Source organism: Pseudomonas sp. R28(2017) (assembly GCF_002112505.1).
Taxonomy (GTDB): Bacteria; Pseudomonadota; Gammaproteobacteria; order Pseudomonadales; family Pseudomonadaceae; genus Aquipseudomonas.
This window is the reverse complement of the sequence record NZ_NEHW01000001.1, coordinates 35,570-55,382: the sequence shown is the minus strand read 5'-3', so window position 1 is coordinate 55,382 and position 19,813 is coordinate 35,570. Positions and strand designations below refer to the sequence as shown.

The 19,813-nt window shown below is 66.3% G+C and carries 9 protein-coding genes; 4 read left to right on the top strand and 5 right to left on the bottom strand.

Annotated features, from left to right (window positions below; genetic code table 11):
• Together ccoO and ccoN are read right to left on the bottom strand one after the other, a co-directional pair.
• Positions 1 to 609 (bottom strand): cytochrome-c oxidase, cbb3-type subunit II, encoded by a 609-nt coding sequence (ccoO, locus tag CAF78_RS00210; protein ID WP_054884101.1) that lies wholly within the window; start codon positions 607 to 609, stop codon positions 1 to 3.
• A gap of 13 nt (positions 610 to 622) precedes the next feature.
• Positions 623 to 2,047 (bottom strand): cytochrome-c oxidase, cbb3-type subunit I, encoded by a 1,425-nt coding sequence (gene ccoN / locus CAF78_RS00205; protein WP_085673174.1) that lies wholly within the window; start codon positions 2,045 to 2,047, stop codon positions 623 to 625.
• 51 nt (positions 2,048 to 2,098) lie between these two features.
• Between ccoN and CAF78_RS00200 the strand changes: the two genes are divergently transcribed.
• The gene (locus CAF78_RS00200; protein ID WP_085673171.1) at positions 2,099 to 2,791 is read left to right on the top strand and encodes an alpha/beta family hydrolase; all 693 of its coding nucleotides are present in this window, start codon (positions 2,099 to 2,101) and stop codon (positions 2,789 to 2,791) included.
• 113 nt (positions 2,792 to 2,904) lie between these two features.
• Here CAF78_RS00200 and CAF78_RS00195 read toward each other — a convergent pair whose 3' ends face one another.
• Together CAF78_RS00195 and CAF78_RS00190 are read right to left on the bottom strand one after the other, a co-directional pair.
• Positions 2,905 to 3,189, bottom strand: coding sequence for a pyrimidine/purine nucleoside phosphorylase (locus CAF78_RS00195; RefSeq protein WP_013973489.1), 285 nt, complete (start codon positions 3,187 to 3,189; stop codon positions 2,905 to 2,907).
• Between the two features lie 76 nt (positions 3,190 to 3,265).
• Complete coding sequence (locus CAF78_RS00190) at positions 3,266 to 3,817, bottom strand: exonuclease domain-containing protein (protein ID WP_085673169.1); 552 nt, start codon at positions 3,815 to 3,817, stop codon at positions 3,266 to 3,268.
• 163 nt (positions 3,818 to 3,980) lie between these two features.
• Here CAF78_RS00190 and CAF78_RS00185 point away from each other — a divergent pair, with 163 nt between their 5' ends.
• A complete protein-coding gene (locus CAF78_RS00185) occupies positions 3,981 to 4,781 on the top strand; it encodes an ABC transporter substrate-binding protein (protein ID WP_085673167.1) in 801 nt (266 codons plus the stop codon).
• Between the two features lie 65 nt (positions 4,782 to 4,846).
• Positions 4,847 to 5,860, top strand: coding sequence for a GNAT family N-acetyltransferase (locus CAF78_RS00180; RefSeq protein WP_085673165.1), 1,014 nt, complete (start codon positions 4,847 to 4,849; stop codon positions 5,858 to 5,860).
• Positions 5,861 to 5,991: 131 nt separating this feature from the next.
• Here CAF78_RS00180 and CAF78_RS00175 read toward each other — a convergent pair whose 3' ends face one another.
• Positions 5,992 to 6,522, bottom strand: coding sequence for an RNA polymerase factor sigma-70 (locus CAF78_RS00175; protein ID WP_079229034.1), 531 nt, complete (start codon positions 6,520 to 6,522; stop codon positions 5,992 to 5,994).
• A 305-nt stretch (positions 6,523 to 6,827) separates the two neighbouring features.
• Here CAF78_RS00175 and CAF78_RS00170 point away from each other — a divergent pair, with 305 nt between their 5' ends.
• Complete coding sequence (locus tag CAF78_RS00170; protein WP_085673163.1) at positions 6,828 to 19,778, top strand: non-ribosomal peptide synthetase; 12,951 nt, start codon at positions 6,828 to 6,830, stop codon at positions 19,776 to 19,778.
• Positions 19,779 to 19,813: the final 35 nt, after the last annotated feature.

Here is a 19,813-nt window from a genome sequence, read left to right as displayed (position 1 = left end):
TTACCTCTTGTTCTTGATGGCGGTGCCGAGCACCTGCAGGTAGGCGACCAGGGCGTCCATCTCGGTCTTGCCCTTGACCGCGTCACGGGCCCCGGCGATGTCCTCGTCGGTATACGGCACGCCGAGGGTGCGCAGGGTGCGCATCTTGGTGTCGGTGTGGCTGTTGTCGACCTTTTCGGCGACCAGCCACGGGTACGACGGCATCTTCGACTCCGGTACCACGTTGCGCGGGTTGTACAGGTGCGCGCGGTGCCAGTCGTCCGAGTAGCGGCCGCCGACCCGGGCCAGGTCCGGGCCGGTGCGCTTGGAGCCCCACAGGAAGGGGTGGTCCCAGACGCTTTCGCCGGCGACCGAGTAGTGGCCGTAGCGCTCGGTTTCGGCGCGGAACGGGCGGATCATCTGCGAGTGGCAACCGACGCAACCTTCGCGGATGTAGATGTCGCGGCCTTCCAGTTGCAGCGCGGTGTAAGGCTTCATGCCTTCGACCGGCTTGTTGGTGACGTCCTGGAAGAACAGCGGAACGATCTGGGTCAGGCCGCCGATGCTCACGGCAAACACCATCAGCAGGGCCAGCAGGCCGACGTTTTTCTCGATGACTTCATGTTTCATCAGGCAGGTCTCCTCAAGCCAGCTGGGCGGTCGCAGGGGCAGCGTCGAGCGCCGGCGAACGCACGGTGCGCCAGGTGTTCCAGGCCATCAGGAACATGCCGCTGAGGAAGATCGCGCCACCGACGAAGCGCACGATGAAGCCTGGGTGGCTGGCCACCAGGGTTTCCACGAACGAGTAGGTCAGCGTGCCGTCGCTGTTGACCGCGCGCCACATCAGGCCCTGGGCGATGCCGTTGACCCACATCGAGGCGATGTACAGCACGGTGCCGATGGTCGCCAGCCAGAAGTGCGCGTTGATCAGGCCCAGGCTGTGCATCTGCTGCTTGCCGAACACTTTCGGGATGGTGTGGTACAGCGCGCCGATCGAAATCATCGCCACCCAGCCGAGGGCGCCGGCGTGCACGTGGCCGATGGTCCAGTCGGTGTAGTGGGACAGGGCGTTGACCGTCTTGATGGCCATCATCGGGCCTTCGAAGGTGGACATGCCGTAGAACGCCAGCGACACCACCAAAAAGCGCAGGATCGGGTCGCTGCGCAGTTTGTGCCAGGCCCCCGAGAGGGTCATCATGCCGTTGATCATGCCGCCCCAGCTTGGTGCCAGCAGGATCAGCGACATCACCATGCCCAGCGACTGCGCCCAGTCCGGCAGGGCGGTGTAGTGCAGGTGGTGCGGGCCGGCCCAGATGTACAGGGTGATCAGCGCCCAGAAGTGGACGATCGACAGGCGATAGGAATACACCGGGCGTTCGGCCTGCTTGGGCACGTAGTAGTACATCATCCCGAGGAAGCCGGCGGTGAGGAAGAAGCCCACCGCGTTGTGCCCGTACCACCACTGCACCATGGCGTCGGTGGCGCCAGCGTAAACCGAGTACGACTTGGTCAGGCTGACCGGCAGCTCCAGGTTGTTGACGATGTGCAGCAGCGCCACGGTGAGGATGAAGGCGCCGAAGAACCAGTTGCCCACGTAGATATGCTTGGTGTTGCGCTTCATCAGCGTGCCGAAGAACACGATGGCGTAGCACACCCAGACGATGGTGATGAGGATGTCGATCGGCCATTCCAGCTCGGCGTATTCCTTGGAGCTGGTGTAGCCCAGCGGCAGGGTGATGGCCGCCAGCAGGATCACCAATTGCCAGCCCCAGAAGGTGAACGCGGCCAGGCCCGGTGCGAACAGGGTGGTCTGGCAGGTGCGTTGCACCGAATAATAGGAGGTGGCGAACAGCGCGCAGCCGCCGAAGGCAAAGATCACCGCATTGGTATGCAGGGGTCGCAGGCGGCCGAAGCTGGTCCAGGGGAGGTCGAAGTTGAGGGAAGGCCAGGCGAGCTGGGCGGCGATGAAGACGCCGAGCCCCATCCCGACGATTCCCCACACCACCGTCATGATGGCGAATTGGCGGACCACCTTGTAGTTATAGGCGGTACTGCTGGTTGTGTTCATGTATGGGTTCCCATCCACGGTTATTTTGGCAGGCTTTACAGCGAGGCAAGCATGAGTAATGGGCAAAGTGCCGGTATTGACGGGGATCAATGGGCGCAAGTCGGAAATGTCCCAGGCTTGCGCTGCGATCCTCCGCGAAACGGGGGCGAGGGCGGTGCGTCCGCGTGCCTGATCCTGGCTCACGGCGCGGGCGCGCCGATGGACAGCGACTTCATGAACGAAATGGCGCGAAGGCTGGCGGCGCTTGGGGTCGGGGTGGTTCGTTTCGAGTTCCCCTACATGGCCGAGCGGCGTCATGGCGGCGGCAAGCGGCCGCCCAATCCGCAGAAGGTGCTGCTCGAATGCTGGCGCGAGGTGTACCGGCAGGTGCGACCTTTGGTCACGGGCAGGCTGGGCATTGGCGGCAAGTCGATGGGCGGGCGCATGGCCAGCCTGTTGGCCGATGAATTGGGCGCGGATGCGCTGGTGTGCCTGGGGTATCCCTTCTATGCGGTGGGCAAGCCCGAGAAGCCCAGGGTCGAGCACCTGGCAGGGCTGAATACGCGTACGTTGATCGTGCAGGGGGAGCGCGATGCGCTGGGCAATCGCGAGGCAGTGCAAGGGTATGCGCTGTCACCGTCGATCGAGGTGAGCTGGCTGGTGGCGGGGGATCATGACCTTAAGCCGCTGAAGGCTTCGGGATTCAGCCATGAGCAGCACTTGCAGGCTGCGGCTGAAAAGGTGGCGAATTTCCTGAAGGTTTAGTGCTGGATTTTTCGCGGGTAAACCCGCTCCCACAGGTTCACCACTGCCCTCGAGTGTGGTGCTTAACCTGTGGGAGCGGGCTAGCCCGCGAAAGGGCCGGTACAGGCTGGCGCTTAGTCGCGGTACTCGCACAGGTAGGCGGTATCCACCTTCACCTGCAGCTGGAACTTGCTGTCGGCCGGTACGTTGAACTTGTCGCCAGCGTTGAAGGTTTCCCAGTTGTCGCTACCTGGCAGCTTCACGGTCAGGGCGCCGGACACCACGTGCATGATCTCGCGCTTGGCGGTGCCGAACTCGTATTCGCCCGGGGCCATCACGCCCACAGTGGCAGGGCCTTCTTCGCCCGCGAATGCGATCGACTTGACGGTGCCGTTGAAGTACTCGTTGACCTGGAACATGGGCGACTCCTGAAAGAATGGGGGTGAAAAAAGGGCTGGCCAGTATGCCCAAGCCCATTCGCCCCGTCATCTGCTTTCAAGTACCGTTCGCAGGCAGGCTCAATGGCAGCAGGCGTGCGGTGTTGCGTGCATCTTCCAAGGCCCGGTGCTGCTGCCCGCAGAAGTGCATGCCGGCCAGTTGCAGCGCACCATTGAGCCCGGCCGGGCGCTGCAGGTGGCGGGCCTTGGCGAAACGCTGCTTGAGGTTGATGTGCGGCAGCTCGCGCAGCAGGCTGTCGACCGCATGCTGGCGCCACTCCTGCAGCAGCTGCTGGCGGTCGTAGTCACCCCAGCTGACCCAGGCCTGCAGCTGCCCGCGATGGTGCTCCAGCCAGCGCTCGAAGCGCGCCCAAACCTCCGGGAACGCCGCAGCACTGTCGACGTTGGCCTGGCTGATGTGCGTCAGCTCGCGGCAGAACGGTGTCAGCTGTGGCCGCCGCCGGGGCCGCACGAAACGCTGGAAGTGGTCCACTTCACGGCCTTCGCGGGTCACCAGGCTGGCGCCGATTTCAATGATTTCCATCTCCGTGACCGGCCAGCCACCGTCATCGGTGGTGGCTTCCAGGTCGATCACCAACCAGTGGCCCATACCAGGCTCCCTCGCCATCTATGCCAAAGCAGCGTAGCCAATGTCTGGCCACACGGCATCCCCTGGCAAAATGCCCTCACTTTGGCATAACCAGCAGTTGTGCCATGCCGGGAAAACGCCTAGCTTAGGCGCATCCAGGTATGAACCGTGATGAGCGTCCGTTTTGACTCCAGCGCCCGGCCTGAAGGTAATTTCCACCCTGTTGATGCTGGCGGCAGCCTGGCTGGCGGTGCCAGCGTGGGCCGCCGAGGCCATCGACGTGAAGATCGGCGCCGCGCATTTCCCGCCTTACACCGTGCGCCCGGAGCAGGGCGCCGACACCGGTTTGCTGCCACAGCTGGTCGAGGCCTTGAACCGCCTGCAGCAGGATTACCGTTTCGTCCTGGTGCCCACGTCCATCCAGCGGCGCTTTGGTGATTTCCAGCAAGGTCGCACCGACATGGCGATCTTCGAGAACCCCGAGTGGGGTTGGCAGCAGATCCCCCACCAGACGGTGGACATGGGCCTGGAGGATGCCGAGGTGTTCGTCGCCAGGAAGGCCGATGGCCGTGACCCGCATTACTTCGATAGCCTGGGTGGCAAGCGCCTGGCCTTGTTCAACGGTTATCACTACGCCTTTGCCAACTTCAACCCCGACCCCAACTACCTGCGCAAGGCCTACAACGCGACACTGACCTACTCCCACGACAGCAACCTGCTGATGGTGCAGGCCGGCCGCTCCGACATTGCCCTGGTGACGCGCTCGTACCTGAGCGACTTCCTCGCCCGCAACCCCGAGAGCTTCAGCCAGCTGATCGCCTCGCAGCGCATCGACCAGGTCTATCACCACTATGCCTTGCTCCGCCCCGGTTCACCGATCAGTGATCGCAAGTTCGCCGAGCTGATGGGTAACCTGCGCAACACGGGTGAACTGGCGCGTATCTTCCAGCCCTACCAGATCACCGTCGCCGCGCCGCACGACTAAATTCCCCTGGCACGGGCACGTCATCAGCAGTGAGCCTTTCTTTCCTTTTGCCGTGAGCCCAGACCATGCCATCCGATGCCGCTTCGCAGCCCCTGTCTCTCCCCCGCTGGCGCAGCCTCAATGCCGAGGAGGGCGACGGCTGGTTGAGCCTGACCCTTGAAGGCCGCCCACTGATCCAGGTACGCCTGGTGCCGGGCGATACGCTGCAAGCCCATGTGCAGAGCCTGTGTTCGCAGCGCCCGCAGCAGGCGTTGTGGGCTGCCTGCTACTGGCTGCTGTCGCGTGACCCGGCACGTCAGCGCCTGGCTGTGCATCTGTCGGCAAGCGTGCCCGAGGCATTGGCCAGTGGTTTGTTGCTGGCCAGCGAAGCCGACGGTGTGTACCTGTGCGAACGTACGTTGTTCTGGCAGTTGCCGCAGCCATGGCTGGGCGCCTCGGCCTGCGCTGCCTACCCGCAGCAGATGCAATTCAGCAACGGCAAGCGCCACCCGCGCCGGGCACCCAAGCCCCGTGGCGAGGTGTATCGCCGCTTCGATACGCGCCTGGGCGCCTGGGTTTCGCTGCGGACCCTGGAAATCGACCAGGACCTCGAGCGTTTCAACCGCTGGCAGAACAACCCGCGGGTAGAGAAATTCTGGCAGGAGGCGGGCACGCTGGCGCAGCACCGCGAGTACCTGGCCAAGCTTGAAGCCGACCCCCATGCCCTGACCCTGATCGGCTGCTTCGATGACCAGCCGTTTGCCTACTTCGAAGCCTACTGGGCCAAAGAGGACCGCATCGCGCCGTTCTACCCGGCCGACGACTACGACCGTGGCATCCATATGTTGGTGGGGGAAGAGGCGCACCGTGGCCCGCACAAGGTCGCCAGCTGGCTGTTGGCACTGGTGCACTACCTGTTCCTGGACGACCCGCGCACCCAGCGGGTGGTGGCTGAGCCGCGCGCCGACAACGGCAAGATGATCGGCTACATGCACGACCAGTGCTTCCATTGCGACAAGGAGTTCGATTTCCCGCACAAGCGCGCGGCGCTGATGATTCTGGGGCGGGAGCGGTTCTTCGACCGCTGCAAGCTGGTCTGAAACCGCGTCGCCTGCTTCGCGGGCAAGTCGGGGCGCCGAACCGCCGCTCCCACAAAGGACCGCGCAGGCTTCAGATCCTGTGCTGTCTTTGTGGGAGCGGGTTCACCCGCGAAGCAGCCAGCACCGATGTTTCAGGCTTGCCGGTTGGCAGTCTTGCGGCAATGCACCAAAGCATCGCGAATCATGAAGTTGACCAGGGTCGGCGACACCCCTAGTTCCTTGGCGATGTCCTTCTGCGGCACGCCATGCAAGCGGTACATCTCGAAGGCATAGCGGGTGCGCTGGGGCAGTTCGTTGAGCGCCTCGGCGATATGCTCGAGTGCCGCCAGGTTGATGTGCGTGGCCTCGGGCGAAGCGTTCGGGATGACCACGTTCAGGCCTTCCTCTTCGCTGCCGGAGTACTTCAGCTCCATCGCCTGCTTGCGGTAATGGTCGATGGCCAGGTTGCGCACGATCTGGAACAGGTAGCTGAGCTGCGCCTTGAACGACGAGGTGATCTGCGGGGCGGCGCTGAGCCGGAAGAAAGCGTCCTGCACCACATCCTCGGCGCGCGAGCGGCAGCCAGTGATGCGCGCCGCGATCTTGACCAGGATGCTGCGGTTGTCGACGAACGCCTGGAGTAATGGTGAATCGCACTTACTTGTGGATAGTTGTTCCGCCATGGAAATCACCTTGTCTCGAAGGGGAAAGGGAGCACCCCATAAGGGGAAGCTTCCTACGACGTGCGACAAACTATTCAGAATGATAATGATTGTCAAATACGAAAGTTAATGAGTTTCTATTAGTTTCGGTTCTAAGCCGATGAGCGTGACGCAGTTCACCTTCCGCCGCCATCCGCGCCCCTTCGCGCCGCTAATTTCCTGCCGCGCCCATCCGTTCCCCTGTGTACATCCGGCCGCTGCAGCCGCCCGCCCACCGTGTGCGAGGCAGCCAGCCCGACTCAACCAGACACTGGCAGGAACCCCCCATGACGGACGCCTTCGAACTCCCGCTCTCGCTGGTCCAGGCCCTGGCGCAACGCGCCGCGCTGACCCCGGACCGCATCGCCCTGCGCTTTCTGGCCGATGCCCCCGGCGAGCAGGCCGTGCTCAGCTACCGCGACCTGGATGCGCGAGCGCGCACCATCGCTGCGGCGTTGCAGGCCCGTGCCGGGTTTGGCGAGCGGGCCGTGCTGCTGTTCCCCAGCGGCCCGGACTACGTGGCGGCGTTCTTCGGTTGCCTGTACGCCGGCGTCATTGCCGTGCCGGCCTATCCACCGGAGTCGTCGCGTCGGCATCACCAGGAGCGCCTGCTGTCGATCATCGACGACGCCGAGCCGCGCCTGCTGTTGACCGTCGCGGCGCTGCACGACAGCCTGCAGGGCCTTGAAGCCTTGAGCGGCGACAATGCTCCCGAACTGCTGGCGGTGGATGCGCTCGATCCGGCATTGGCAGCCAGCTGGCGCGAGCCTGCGCTGCAGGTGGACGACATTGCCTTCCTGCAATACACCTCCGGCTCCACCGCGTTGCCCAAGGGCGTGCAGGTCAGCCATGGCAACCTGGTGGCCAACGAGCAGTTGATCCGCTCGGGCTTCGGCATCGACCTCAACCCCGACGACGTGATCGTCAGCTGGTTGCCGCTGTACCACGACATGGGCCTGATCGGTGGGCTGCTGCAGCCGATCTTCAGCGGCGTACCCTGCGTGCTGATGTCGCCGGGTTACTTCCTCGCCCGGCCGCTGCGCTGGTTGCAGGCGATCAGCGAGTACGGCGGCACCATCAGCGGCGGGCCAGACTTCGCCTACCGGCTGTGCAGCGAGCGGGTCAGCGAGGCGGCCCTGGCCGGCCTCGACCTGAGCCGCTGGCGTGTGGCCTATTCCGGCTCCGAGCCGATCCGCCAGGACAGCCTCGCCACCTTCGCCGACACGTTCGCGGCCTGCGGCTTCCAGCCGGGCAGCTTCTTTGCCAGCTATGGCCTGGCCGAAGCCACCTTGTTCGTCAGTGGCAGCCGCCGTGGCCAGGGCATCGGCGCGCTGGAGCTGGACGCCGAGGCGTTCGCCGTCAACCGAGCCGAAGCCGGCAAGGGCAGTGTGCTGATGAGCTGTGGCTACCCGCAGCCCGGTCATGCGGTGCGCATCGTCGAGCCACAGCAACTGACGGTGCTGGGCGACAACCTGGTCGGCGAGATCTGGGCCGGCGGCCCGAGCATCGCCCGGGGTTACTGGCGCAACCCAGAGGCCACGGCGCGCACCTTCGTCGAACAGGATGGCCAGACCTGGCTGCGTACCGGCGACCTCGGTTTCATGCGTGATGGCGAGGTGTTCGTCACCGGGCGCCTGAAGGACATGCTGATCGTCCGCGGCCAGAACCTTTACCCGCAAGACCTGGAAAAGACCCTGGAACGTGAGGTCGACGTGCTGCGCAAGGGCCGGGTGGCCGTGTTCGCGGTCGACGACCAGGGCGAGGAGGGCATCGGCGTGGCGGTGGAAATCAGCCGCAACGTGCAGAAGGCGGTCAAACCCGAGGACCTGATCAAGACCCTGCGCCAGGTGATCGCCGATGCCTGCCGCCAGGCGCCAGCCGTGGTCCTGCTGCTCAACCCGGGCGCATTGCCGAAGACCTCCAGCGGCAAGCTGCAGCGTTCGGCCTGCCGCCTGCGCCTGCACGACGGCAGCCTGGATTGCTATGCGCGCTTCCCCGTGGCTGCCGGGCAGGTTGCAGAGACGGCAATGGCTGATGATCTGCAGGCATGCATCGCCGGCATCTGGCGCGAGGTCCTCAAGGTCGAGGCGGTTGCCGCTGACGATCACTTCCTGCTGCTGGGCGGCAACTCCATCGCGGCCACCCAGGTCACAGCCCGTCTGGCAGATGAGCTGGCTATCCCGCTGAGCCTTCGAACCCTGTTCGAGGCACCGACACTGGCCGAATACAGCGCTGGCGTGGCGGCCATCCTGGCTGAAGGCGCCGCTGCAACCACCGCTATCACGGCCCTGAACCGTGGCCAGGCCTTGCCGCAGTCGCTGGCTCAGAACCGCCTGTGGCTGACCTGGCAGTTGCAGCCACAGTCTGCCGCCTACAACATTCCCGCAGGCCTGCACCTGCGCGGCGAGCTGGACGAAGCCGCGCTCGAAGGCGCATTTCAAGCGTTGGTGGCGCGCCACGAATCGCTGCGCACGGTATTCAGTGAAGTAGACGGGCAGGCCTTGCAGCATGTGTTGCCGGAGCAGCCGTTCAGCCTTCAGCGCCTGGACTTCGAAGGGCTGGCGCCTGAACACGTGCGCCAGCGCCGCGAGGACGAGGCCCGGCAACCGTTCGACCTGACTCAGGGCCCGCTGCTGCGCGTGACCCTGGTGCGCCTGGATGATGAAGACCATCAACTGTGGGTGACCTTGCATCACATCGTCGCCGATGGCTGGTCGCTGAACATCCTCCTCGACGAATTCGCCAAACTGTATGCCGCCCGTTGCCAGGGCCTGGACGCCAGGCTGGCGCCGCTGACACTGGGTTATGCCGATTACGGCACCTGGCAGCGCCAATGGCTGGCCGAGGGCGAGAGTGCGCGCCAGCTGGCGTACTGGAAGGCCGCGTTGGGCGACACTTCGCCCGTGCTCGACCTGTACCCGGACCAGCCGCGCTCAAGTCTCCATCAGAACCGTGCCGCACGCCTGAGCGTGAAAGTGCCGGCCAGGCTGGGCGATGCCCTCAAGGGCCTGGCCGGCGAACAGCAGGCCAGCCTGTTCATGGTCCTGCTGGCGGCCTGGCAAGGCCTGTTGCACCGTTACACCGGCCAGGCCGACATCCGCGTCGGCGTGCCCAACGCCAACCGCCCGCGCCAGGAAACCCAGGGCATGGTCGGCTTCTTCATCAACACCCAGGTGCTGCGTGCGCACCTGGACGGCCGCCTGCCGTTCACGCAGTTGCTGGCCCAGGTGCGCGGGGCGACCCTCGACGCCCAGGCCAACCAGGACCTGCCGTTCGAGCAACTGCTCGAAGCCCTGCCCGAAGCCCGCGAGCAGGGGTTGTTCCAGGTCATGTTCAACCACCAGCAGCGTGATCTTTCAGCGTTGCGCCGCCTGCCGGGCCTGCTCGCCGAAGAGCTGCCGTGGCACAGCCGCGAAGCCAAGTTCGACCTGCAGCTGCACAGCGAGGAGGACCACCAGGGCCGCCTGAGCCTGGCCTTCGACTACGCCGCCGAGCTGTTCGAGGCCAGCACCGTCAAGCGCCTGGCCCAGCACCTGCTGGCGCTGCTCGAGCAAGTCTGCGCGCAGCCGCAACTGCCGTTGGGCGACATCCAGCTGCTGGATGAGCAGGGTCGCCAGCAACTGCTGGCATGGGGTGATGCACCTGCGCCTGCTCCGCAGCAGCTGCTGGTCGAGCAGCTCAACGAACAGGCCCGGCTGACCCCGGAGCGCACTGCCCTGGTGTGGGAGGGCGGCAGCCTCAGCTACGCCGAGCTGCATCAGCAGGCCAACCGCCTGGCGCACTACCTGCGCGACAAAGGCGTCGGCCCCGACACCTGCGTGGCCATCGCCCTCGAGCGTTCGCCGCAGCTGCTGGTCGGCCTGCTGGCCATCCTCAAGGCAGGTGGCGCCTATGTGCCGCTGGATGTCGACTACCCGGCCGAGCGCCTGGCCTACATGCTTGGCGACTGCCAGGCCAGCCTGTTGCTCAGCCACAGCAGCCTGCTTGGCACGCTGCCGCAGGTTGACGGCGTCAGCGCCATCGCCCTCGATCAGCTGCACTTGGACAGCTGGCCAAGCCAGGCGCCGGGCCTGCACCTGCACGGCGACAACCTGGCCTATGTGATCTACACCTCCGGCTCCACCGGCCGGCCGAAAGGCGTGGGCAACACCCATGCCGCGCTGGCCGAGCGCCTGCAGTGGATGCAATCCACTTATACGCTGGATGAAAGCGACGTGCTGATGCAAAAAGCGCCGATCAGCTTCGACGTCTCGGTGTGGGAGTGCTTCTGGCCGCTGATCACCGGTTGCAAGCTGGTGCTGGCCGGGCCCGGCGAGCACCGCGACCCGCAGCGTATCGCCGCGCTGGTGCAGGCGCATGGCGTGACCACCCTGCACTTCGTGCCGCCGCTGCTGCAGGTGTTCGTGCAGGAGCCGCTGGCCGCTGGCTGCAGCAGCTTGCGCCGGCTGTTCTCAGGTGGCGAGGCGCTCCCTTCGCACCTGCGTGACCGTGTGCTGCAACTGCTGCCGCAGGTGCAGTTGCACAACCGCTACGGGCCGACCGAAACTGCCATCAATGTCACCCACTGGCATTGCCAGGCAGCCGATGGCGAGCGCTCGCCGATCGGTCGACCATTGGGCAACGTGCTGTGCCGGGTACTGGACGATGAGCTTGAACTGGCTGCGCCTGGCGTGCCGGGCGAGCTGTACCTGGGCGGTGCCGGCCTGGCCCGTGGTTACCTGGGCCGCCCGGGCCTGACTGCCGAGCGCTTCGTGCCCCAGGCCGACGGCAACGGCGCGCGCCTGTACCGCAGCGGTGACCGCGCCCGCTGGCAGGTGCAGAACACCGCCCTGGAGTACCTCGGGCGCCTCGATCAGCAGGTGAAGGTGCGCGGCTTCCGCGTCGAGCCCGAAGAAGTGCAGGCCTGCCTGCTGGCCCAGCCGGGTGTCGAACAGGCCGTGGTGCTGGTCCACCAGGACGCGGTCGGCGCGCAACTGGTCGGCTACTATAGCGGCAGCAGCGGCAGTGCACAGTCCGATGCCTTGCTGGCCGCCTTGGCCGAGCAACTGCCGGCGTACATGGTGCCGTCCCAGTTGATCGGCCTGGCGCAGATGCCGCTGGGCCCGAGCGGCAAGATCGACCGCAAGGCGCTGCCCGCACCGGTCTGGCAACAGCGTGCCCATGTCGAGCCACAGACCGCGCTGCAGCAGCAGGTTGCGGCCATCTGGCGCGAGGTGCTGAACCTGCCACAGGTGGGCCTGCACGACGACTTCTTCGCCCTCGGCGGCCACTCGTTGCTGGCCACCCAGATTGTCTCGCGCACCCGCCAGGCGTGCGATGTCGAGCTGCCGCTCAAGGCGCTGTTCGAAGCCAGCGAGCTGGCGGCGTTCTGTGCAGAGATCGCCCGCATCCGCGCTGCCGGTGAGTGCAACCGGCAAGGCCAGATCGCCCTGGTCGACCGGCGCCAGGCCGTGCCGCTGTCGTACTCCCAGCAGCGCATGTGGTTCCTCTGGCAGATGGAGCCGGACAGCCCCGCCTACAACGTGGGCGGCATGGCGCGTTTACGTGGCGCCCTGCATGTGGATGCCTTCGAACGCGCCCTGCAGGCGCTGATCGTGCGCCACGAAACCCTGCGGACCACCTTCCCCAGCATCGAGGGTGTGCCGTACCAGTGCGTTGCCGACGACAGCGGGCTGCAACTGGACTGGCAGGACTTCATCGCGCTACCGGCCGATACCCGTCAGCAGCGCCTGCAGCAACTGGCTGACGACCAGGCCCACCAGCCGTTCGACCTGGAACGCGGCCCGCTGCTGCGCGCCTGCCTGGCCAAGACCGAAGACCGTGAACACTACTTCGTGCTGACCCTGCACCACATCGTCACCGAAGGCTGGGCCATGGACATTTTCGCTCGCGAGTTGGGCGAGCTCTACGAAGCCTTCGTCGATGATCGAGAATCGCCACTGGCACCGCTGCCGGTGCAATACCTGGACTACAGCGTGTGGCAGCGGCAATGGCTGGAAAGCGGCGAGGGCGCACGCCAGCTGGCCTACTGGAAAGACCGCCTGGGCGATGAGCACCCCGTGCTGGCGCTGCCCGCCGACCGCCCGCGCCCGGCCGTGCAGAGCCACCGCGGCGAGCTGCACCGCTTCGACCTCGACCCGGCGCTGGTCGCCCGCGTGCACGCCTTCAACCATCAACGCGGGCTGACCCTGTTCATGACCATGACCGCCACGCTGGCCGCGTTGCTGCACCGCTACAGCGGCCAGCGCGACCTGCGCATTGGCGCGCCAGTGGCCAACCGTATCCGCCCGGAAAGCGAAGGCCTGATCGGCGCCTTCCTCAACACCCAGGTGCTGCGTTGCCAGCTGGACGGGCAAATGACCGTCGCCGCCTTGCTCGACCAGGTGCGCCAGGCCGCCATTGAGGGCCAGTCGCACCAGGACTTGCCGTTCGACCAGCTGGTCGAGGCCCTGCAACCGCCGCGCAGCAGCGCCTACAACCCGCTGTTCCAGGTGATGTGCAACGTGCAGCGCTGGGCCTTCCAGCAGAGCCGCACGCTCGCTGGCATGCAGGTGGATTACCTGGTCAACGACGCCAGCGCCACCAAGTTCGACCTGTACCTGGAGGTCACCGACCTCGACGGCCGCCTGGGCTGCTGCCTGACCTACAGCCGCGACCTGTTCGATGCGCCGCGCATCGCGCGCATGGCCGAGCACTGGCAGCAGTTGCTGGTCGGCCTGCTCGATAACCCGCAACAGCGCCTGTGCGAGTTGCCGATGCTGGCCGATGCCGAGCAGCAGGTGCTGATCGGCCAGTTGCAGGGCGAACAGGACTTCGCCCTCGACCAGACCCTGCATGGTCTGTTCGCTGCCCAGGCTGCACGCACACCGAACGCGGGGGCGCTGACCTTCGCCGGCCAGCACATGACCTACGCCGAGCTCGACCAGCAGGCCAACCGCCTGGCCCGCGCCCTGCGTGAACGCGGGGTCGGCCCGCAGGTGCGGGTGGGCCTGGCGCTGGAGCGTTCGCTGGAGATGGTGGTCGGCTTGCTGGCCATTCTCAAGGCCGGTGGTGCTTATGTGCCGCTCGACCCGGAGTACCCGCTCGACCGCCTGCGCTACATGATCGAGGACAGCCGCATCGGCCTGCTGCTGAGCCAGCGCGCCCTGCTCGAAACCCTTGGCGAATTGCCTGATGGCGTGGCCCGCTGGAGCCTGGAAGACGATGCCGCGAGCCTGTCGGCCCACAGCAATGCGCCGCTGGACAACCTCAACCTGCCGCAGCATCAGGCCTACCTGATCTACACCTCCGGCTCCACCGGCAAGCCCAAGGGCGTGGTGGTCAGCCACGGTGAAATCAGCATGCACTGCCAGGCCGTGATCGACGCCTTCGGCATGCGCAGCGATGACTGCGAGCTGCACTTCTATTCGATCAACTTCGACGCGGCCAGTGAACGGTTGCTGGTGCCGTTGCTGTGCGGCGCCCGTGTGGTGCTGCGCGCCCAGGGCCAATGGGGCGCCGATGACATTTGCCAGCTGGTGCGTGAGCAGCAGGTGAGCGTGCTCGGCTTCACCCCCAGCTATGGCAGCCAGCTGGCCCAGTACCTGGCCGGGCGGGGCGAGCAACTGCCGGTGCGGCTGGTGATCACCGGTGGCGAAGCGCTCACCGGCGAGCACCTGCAGCGCATCCGCCAGGCCTTCGTCCCGCAGCAGTTCTTCAACGCCTACGGCCCCACCGAAACCGTGGTCATGCCGCTGGCCTGCCTGGCGCCGGAGGTGATGCCCGCCGACGCTGGTAGCGTGCCGATCGGCCGGGTGATCGGTGCCCGCACCGCCTACATCCTCGACGAGGACCTGGCCCTGCTGCCGCAAGGCGGGATCGGTGAGCTCTACGTCGGCGGCGCCGGCCTGGCCCAGGGTTACCACGACCGCCCGGGCCTCAGCGCCGAGCGTTTTGTCGCCGACCCGTTCAGCCGCGACGGTGGGCGCCTGTACCGCACCGGCGACCTGGTACGCCTGCGTGCCGATGGCCTGGTGGAATACGTCGGCCGTGCCGACCAGCAGGTGAAGATCCGCGGCTTCCGCATCGAGCTGGGTGAAATCGAAAGCCGTCTGCAGGAACATGCCGATGTCGATGAGGCCGTGGTCCTTGCGCTCGACCTGCCCGGTGGCAAGCAGCTGGTCGGTTACCTTGTCTGCCAGCAGGCCACTGCCGACAGCGAGGCTCAGTCCAGGCTGCGTGAGGCGGTCAAGGCCGATGCCCGTCAGCACCTGCCGGACTACATGGTGCCTGCGCACCTGGTGCTGCTCGAACGCCTGCCGTTGATGGGCAACGGCAAGCTCGACCGCCGCGCACTGCCAGCACCGGACCTGGAACAGGCGCGTCAGCACTACCAGGCGCCGGCCAATGAGCTGGAGGAGCAACTGGCGCAGGTCTGGCGCGAAGTGCTCAACACTTCCCGCGTGGGTGTGCAGGACAACTTCTTCGAGCTGGGTGGCGATTCGATCCTGTCGATTCAGGTGGTCAGCCGTGCGCGCCAGCTGGGCCTGCAGTTCACCCCGCGTGACCTGTTCCAGCACCAGACCATCCAGACCCTGGCCGCCGTGGTCAGCCGCAGCGCGGCGCCGAGCAGCATCGAGCAGGGCCCACGCGAGGGGTACAGCGGCCTCACGCCGATTCAGCACTGGTTCTTCGACAGTGACGTGGCCCAGCCGCAGCACTGGAACCAGGCGGTGTTGCTGGAGGCACGCCAGCCACTGGACCGTGCCACCCTGGAGCAGGCCCTGGCCGGGCTGGTGGCGCACCACGACAGCTTGCGCCTGCGCTTCACCCAAGGCCGCGCCGCATTCGCCGCGCCGTCTGCCGAGCAGTTGCTGTGGACGGCCACGGTCGCCGACTTCGCCGACTGCCAGGCGCTGTATACCGACGTACAACGCAGCCTCGACCTGGAGCGAGGCCCGCTGCTGCGTGCCTTGCTGGTCAGTGACGGGAAGGGCGCCCAGCGCCTGTTGCTGGCGATCCACCACCTGGTGGTCGATGGCGTGTCCTGGCGCGTGCTGCTCGAAGACCTGCAGGCGCTGTATCGCGGCCAGCCACTGGCGGCCAAGACCCACGCCATGGCCGACTGGGCCGCGCGCCTGGCCAGCTACGCCGGCAGCGATTCACTGCGTGACGAACTGGGCTGGTGGCAAGGCCAGCTCGGCAGCGTGCGCCATGAACTGCCGTGCGATCATCCGCAGGGTGGCAACCTGCATCGGCATGCCGACACCTTGGCCATCAGCCTGGACGTGGCGCAGACCCGGCAGTTGCTGCAAGAGGCACCGGCGGCCTACCACACCCAGGTCAACGACCTGCTGCTGACCGCGCTGGCCCGCACCCTGTGCCGCTGGAGTGGTGATCAGGAAGTGCTGGTGCAGCTCGAAGGCCACGGCCGCGACGGCCTGTTCGAGGACATGGACCTGACCCGCAGCGTCGGCTGGTTCACCAACGCCTACCCGCTGCGCCTGAACCCGCAGGTCGGCGATGACGATGCCGCGCGCGGAACATCGATCAAGCGCATCAAGGAGCAACTGCGTCAGGTGCCGCACAAGGGGCTGGGCTACGGTGTTCTGCGCTACCTGGGCGATGCTGCCAGCCGCGAACGCATGGCGGCACTGCCGCAGGCGCGCATCACCTTCAACTACCTGGGGCAGTTCGACCAGCAGTTCGACGAGGCCGCCTTGTTCCTGCCGCTGGATGCGCCGGCAGGCCTGGCTCACGACCTGGATGCGCCGTTGCCGAACTGGCTCAGCGTCGACGGCCAGGTCTACGGGGGCGCACTGCAACTGCGTTGGACCTACAGCCGCGAGCGTTATGAGCCGCGGACCATCGCGCAATTGGCCGAGGCCTACCGCCAGGAACTGCTGGCCCTGGTCAGCCACTGCCTGGCCGATGGCAATGGCAGCTTCACGCCATCGGACTTCCCGCTGGCGTACCTGACCCAGGCGCAGATCGATGCACTGCCGGTCCCCGCTGCCCGGATCGAAGACGTCTACCCGCTGACGCCGATGCAGGAGGGCATGCTGTTGCACACCCTGCTGGAGCCGGGTACCGGCCTTTACTACATGCAGGACCGCTACCGCATCAACAGCGCGCTCGACCCCGAGCGCTTCGCCCAGGCCTGGCAGGCCGTGGTGGCGCGTCACGAGGCCCTGCGCGCCTCGTTCAGCTGGAACGCTGGCGAGACCATGCTGCAGATCATCCACAAGCCGGGCCGTACGCCGGTGGATTATCAGGACTGGCGCGGCCTTGATGAAGCCGCCCAGGAGGCGCGCCTGCAGGCCCTGCACAAAGCGGAGCGGGAAACGGGCTTTGCCCTGCTGCAGGAGGCACCGTTCCACCTGCGCCTGGTGCGGGTCGATGACCAGCGCTACTGGTTCATGATGAGCAACCACCACATTCTCATCGATGCCTGGTGCCGTTCGTTGCTGATGAACGACTTCTTCGAGATCTACCAGGCGCTCGGCGAAGGCCGTCAGGCCCAGTTGCCGGTGCCGCCGCGCTACCGCGACTACATCGGCTGGCTGCAGCGCCAGGACATGGGCGAAGCGCGCCGCTGGTGGCAGGCCAACCTGGCCGGTTTCGAACGCGCCACGGCGCTGCCCAGCGACCGCCCGTTGCGCAACGATCACGCCGGTGACGGCATGGTGGTGGGCGACTGCTACACGCGCCTGGAGGTGAGCGACGGCGTGCGCCTGCGCGAACTGGCCCAGGCCCACCAGCTGACCATCAACACCTTCGCCCAGGCGGCCTGGGCGCTGGTGCTGGCGCGCTACAGCGGCGATCGCGACGTGGCCTTCGGCGTGACCGTGGCCGGGCGCCCGGTGAGCCTGCCGCAGATGCAGCGCACGGTCGGCCTGTTCATCAACAGTATCGCCCTGCGCGTGCAGCTGCCCGAGCCGGGCCAGCGCCGTAGCGTGCGCCAGTGGCTGCAGGGCTTGCTGGAACGCAACATGGAGCTGCGCGAGTACGAGTACCTGCCGCTGGTGGCGATCCAGGAGTGCAGCGAACTGCACAAGGGCCAACCGCTGTTCAACAGCCTGTTCGTGTTCGAGAACGCACCGGTGGAAACCGCAGTGCTCGACCACGCCCAGCACCTCAATGCCAGCTCCGACTCAGGCCGCACCCACACCAACTTCCCGCTGACGGCGGTGTGCTACCCGGGCGATGACCTGGGCCTGCACCTGTCATTCGACCAGCGCTACTTCGACTACCCGACCGTCGAACGCTTGCTGGCTGAGTTCAAGCGCCTGCTGCTGGCGCTGGTGCAAGGCTTTGAAGGGGAGGTGAGTGCCTTGCCGTTGCTGGGCGCGGACGAACAGCGCTTCCTGCTCGACGACTGCAACCGCACCGAGCATGCCTACCCGCTGGAGCAGAGCTACGTGGCACTGTTCGAAGCGCAGGTGGCTGCCCACCCTGAGCGAACAGTCGCCCGCTGCCTCGAAGCGTCGTATGACTATGCCGGGCTGAACCTGGCGGCCAACCGCCTGGGCCATGCCCTGGTCGGTGCAGGCGTGGCCATCGACCAACCGGTTGCCTTGCTGGCCGAGCGGGGCTTGCCGCTGCTGGGCATGATCGTCGGCAGCTTCAAGGCTGGCGCCGGCTACCTGCCGCTGGACCCGGGCCTGCCGTCGGCACGGCTGCAGCGTATCGTCGAACTGAGCCGCACGCCGGTGCTGGTGTGCAGCGCGGCTTGTGCCGGGCAGGCGCGCCAGCTGCTGGATGAGCTGGCCGGTGTGGCGCGGCCACAGTTGCTGGTGTGGGAGGAGGTGCAGGGCAGCAGCATCGCCAGCCACAACCCAGGCATCCACAGCGGGCCGGACAACCTGGCTTACGTGATCTACACCTCCGGCTCCACCGGGTTGCCCAAGGGCGTGATGGTCGAGCAGCGCGGGATGCTCAACAACCAGCTGAGCAAGGTGCCGTACCTGGCCTTGAGCGAGCGCGACGTGATCGCCCAGACCGCCTCGCAGAGCTTCGACATTTCGGTCTGGCAGTTCCTCGCCGCGCCGTTGTTCGGCGCCAGGGTGGAGATCGTGCCGAACGCCATCGCCCATGACCCACAAGGTTTGCTGGCGCATGTGCAAGCCACTGGTATCAGTGTGCTGGAAAGCGTGCCGTCGTTGATCCAGGGCATGCTGGCCAACGATCATCAGGCGCTCGATGGCCTGCGCTGGATGTTGCCGACCGGCGAGGCGATGCCGCCGGAGCTTGCTGCGCAATGGCTGCAGCGTTATCCGCAGGTTGGCCTGGTCAATGCCTACGGGCCGGCAGAGTGCTCGGATGATGTGGCCTTCTTCCGCGTCGACATGGCCTCGACCCGCGGCAGTTACCTGCCGATCGGCACGCCGACCGACAACAACCGGCTGTATCTGTATGGCGAAGATCAGGCCCTGGTCCCGCTGGGTGCGGTGGGTGAGCTGTGTGTGGCCGGTACCGGCGTCGGTCGCGGCTATGTCGGCGACCCGGTGCGCACGGCACTGGCCTTCATCCCGCACCCGCACGGGGCGCCGGGCGAGCGCCTGTACCGTACGGGTGACCTGGCGCGCCAGCGCCCGGACGGGGTGCTCGAGTATGTAGGGCGCATCGACCACCAGGTGAAGATCCGCGGCTACCGTATCGAACTGGGCGAGATCGAGGCGCGCCTGCACGAGCAGGCCGAGCTTCGCGATGCGGCGGTGGGCGTGCAGGAGAGCGCCAATGGCAAGCACCTGGTTGGTTACCTGGTGGCACACCAGGGTGTGGTTGCCGATGCCGCGTTGCTGGAGCAGGTCAAGCAGCGCCTGCGTGCGGAGCTTCCGGAGTACATGGTGCCGCTGCACTGGGGCTGGTTCGCCAGCCTGCCGCACAACGCCAACGGCAAGCTCGACCGCAAGGCGTTGCCGGCCATCGAGATCGGTGGGCAGCACAACCAGGCCTACCTGGCACCGCGGGATGAGCTGGAAGCGGTGCTGGCCGGTATCTGGGGCGATGTGCTCAAGGCCGAACGGGTCGGGGTGCATGACAACTTCTTCGAGCTGGGCGGGCATTCGCTGCTGGCCACGCAGATCGCTTCGCGGGTGCAGAAGCAGCTGCAATTGAACGTGCCGTTGCGTGCGATGTTCGAGTGCAGCACGGTGGAAGAGTTGGCCGAGTATGTGCGTGGGTTGCAGGGCAGTGCGCTGGATGAGGGCAAGGCGGATCGGCTCAGTGACCTGATGGCTGAGCTCGAAGGGCTTTAGACCGTAGGGGGGCGCTTTGCGCCCCATTCGCGGGC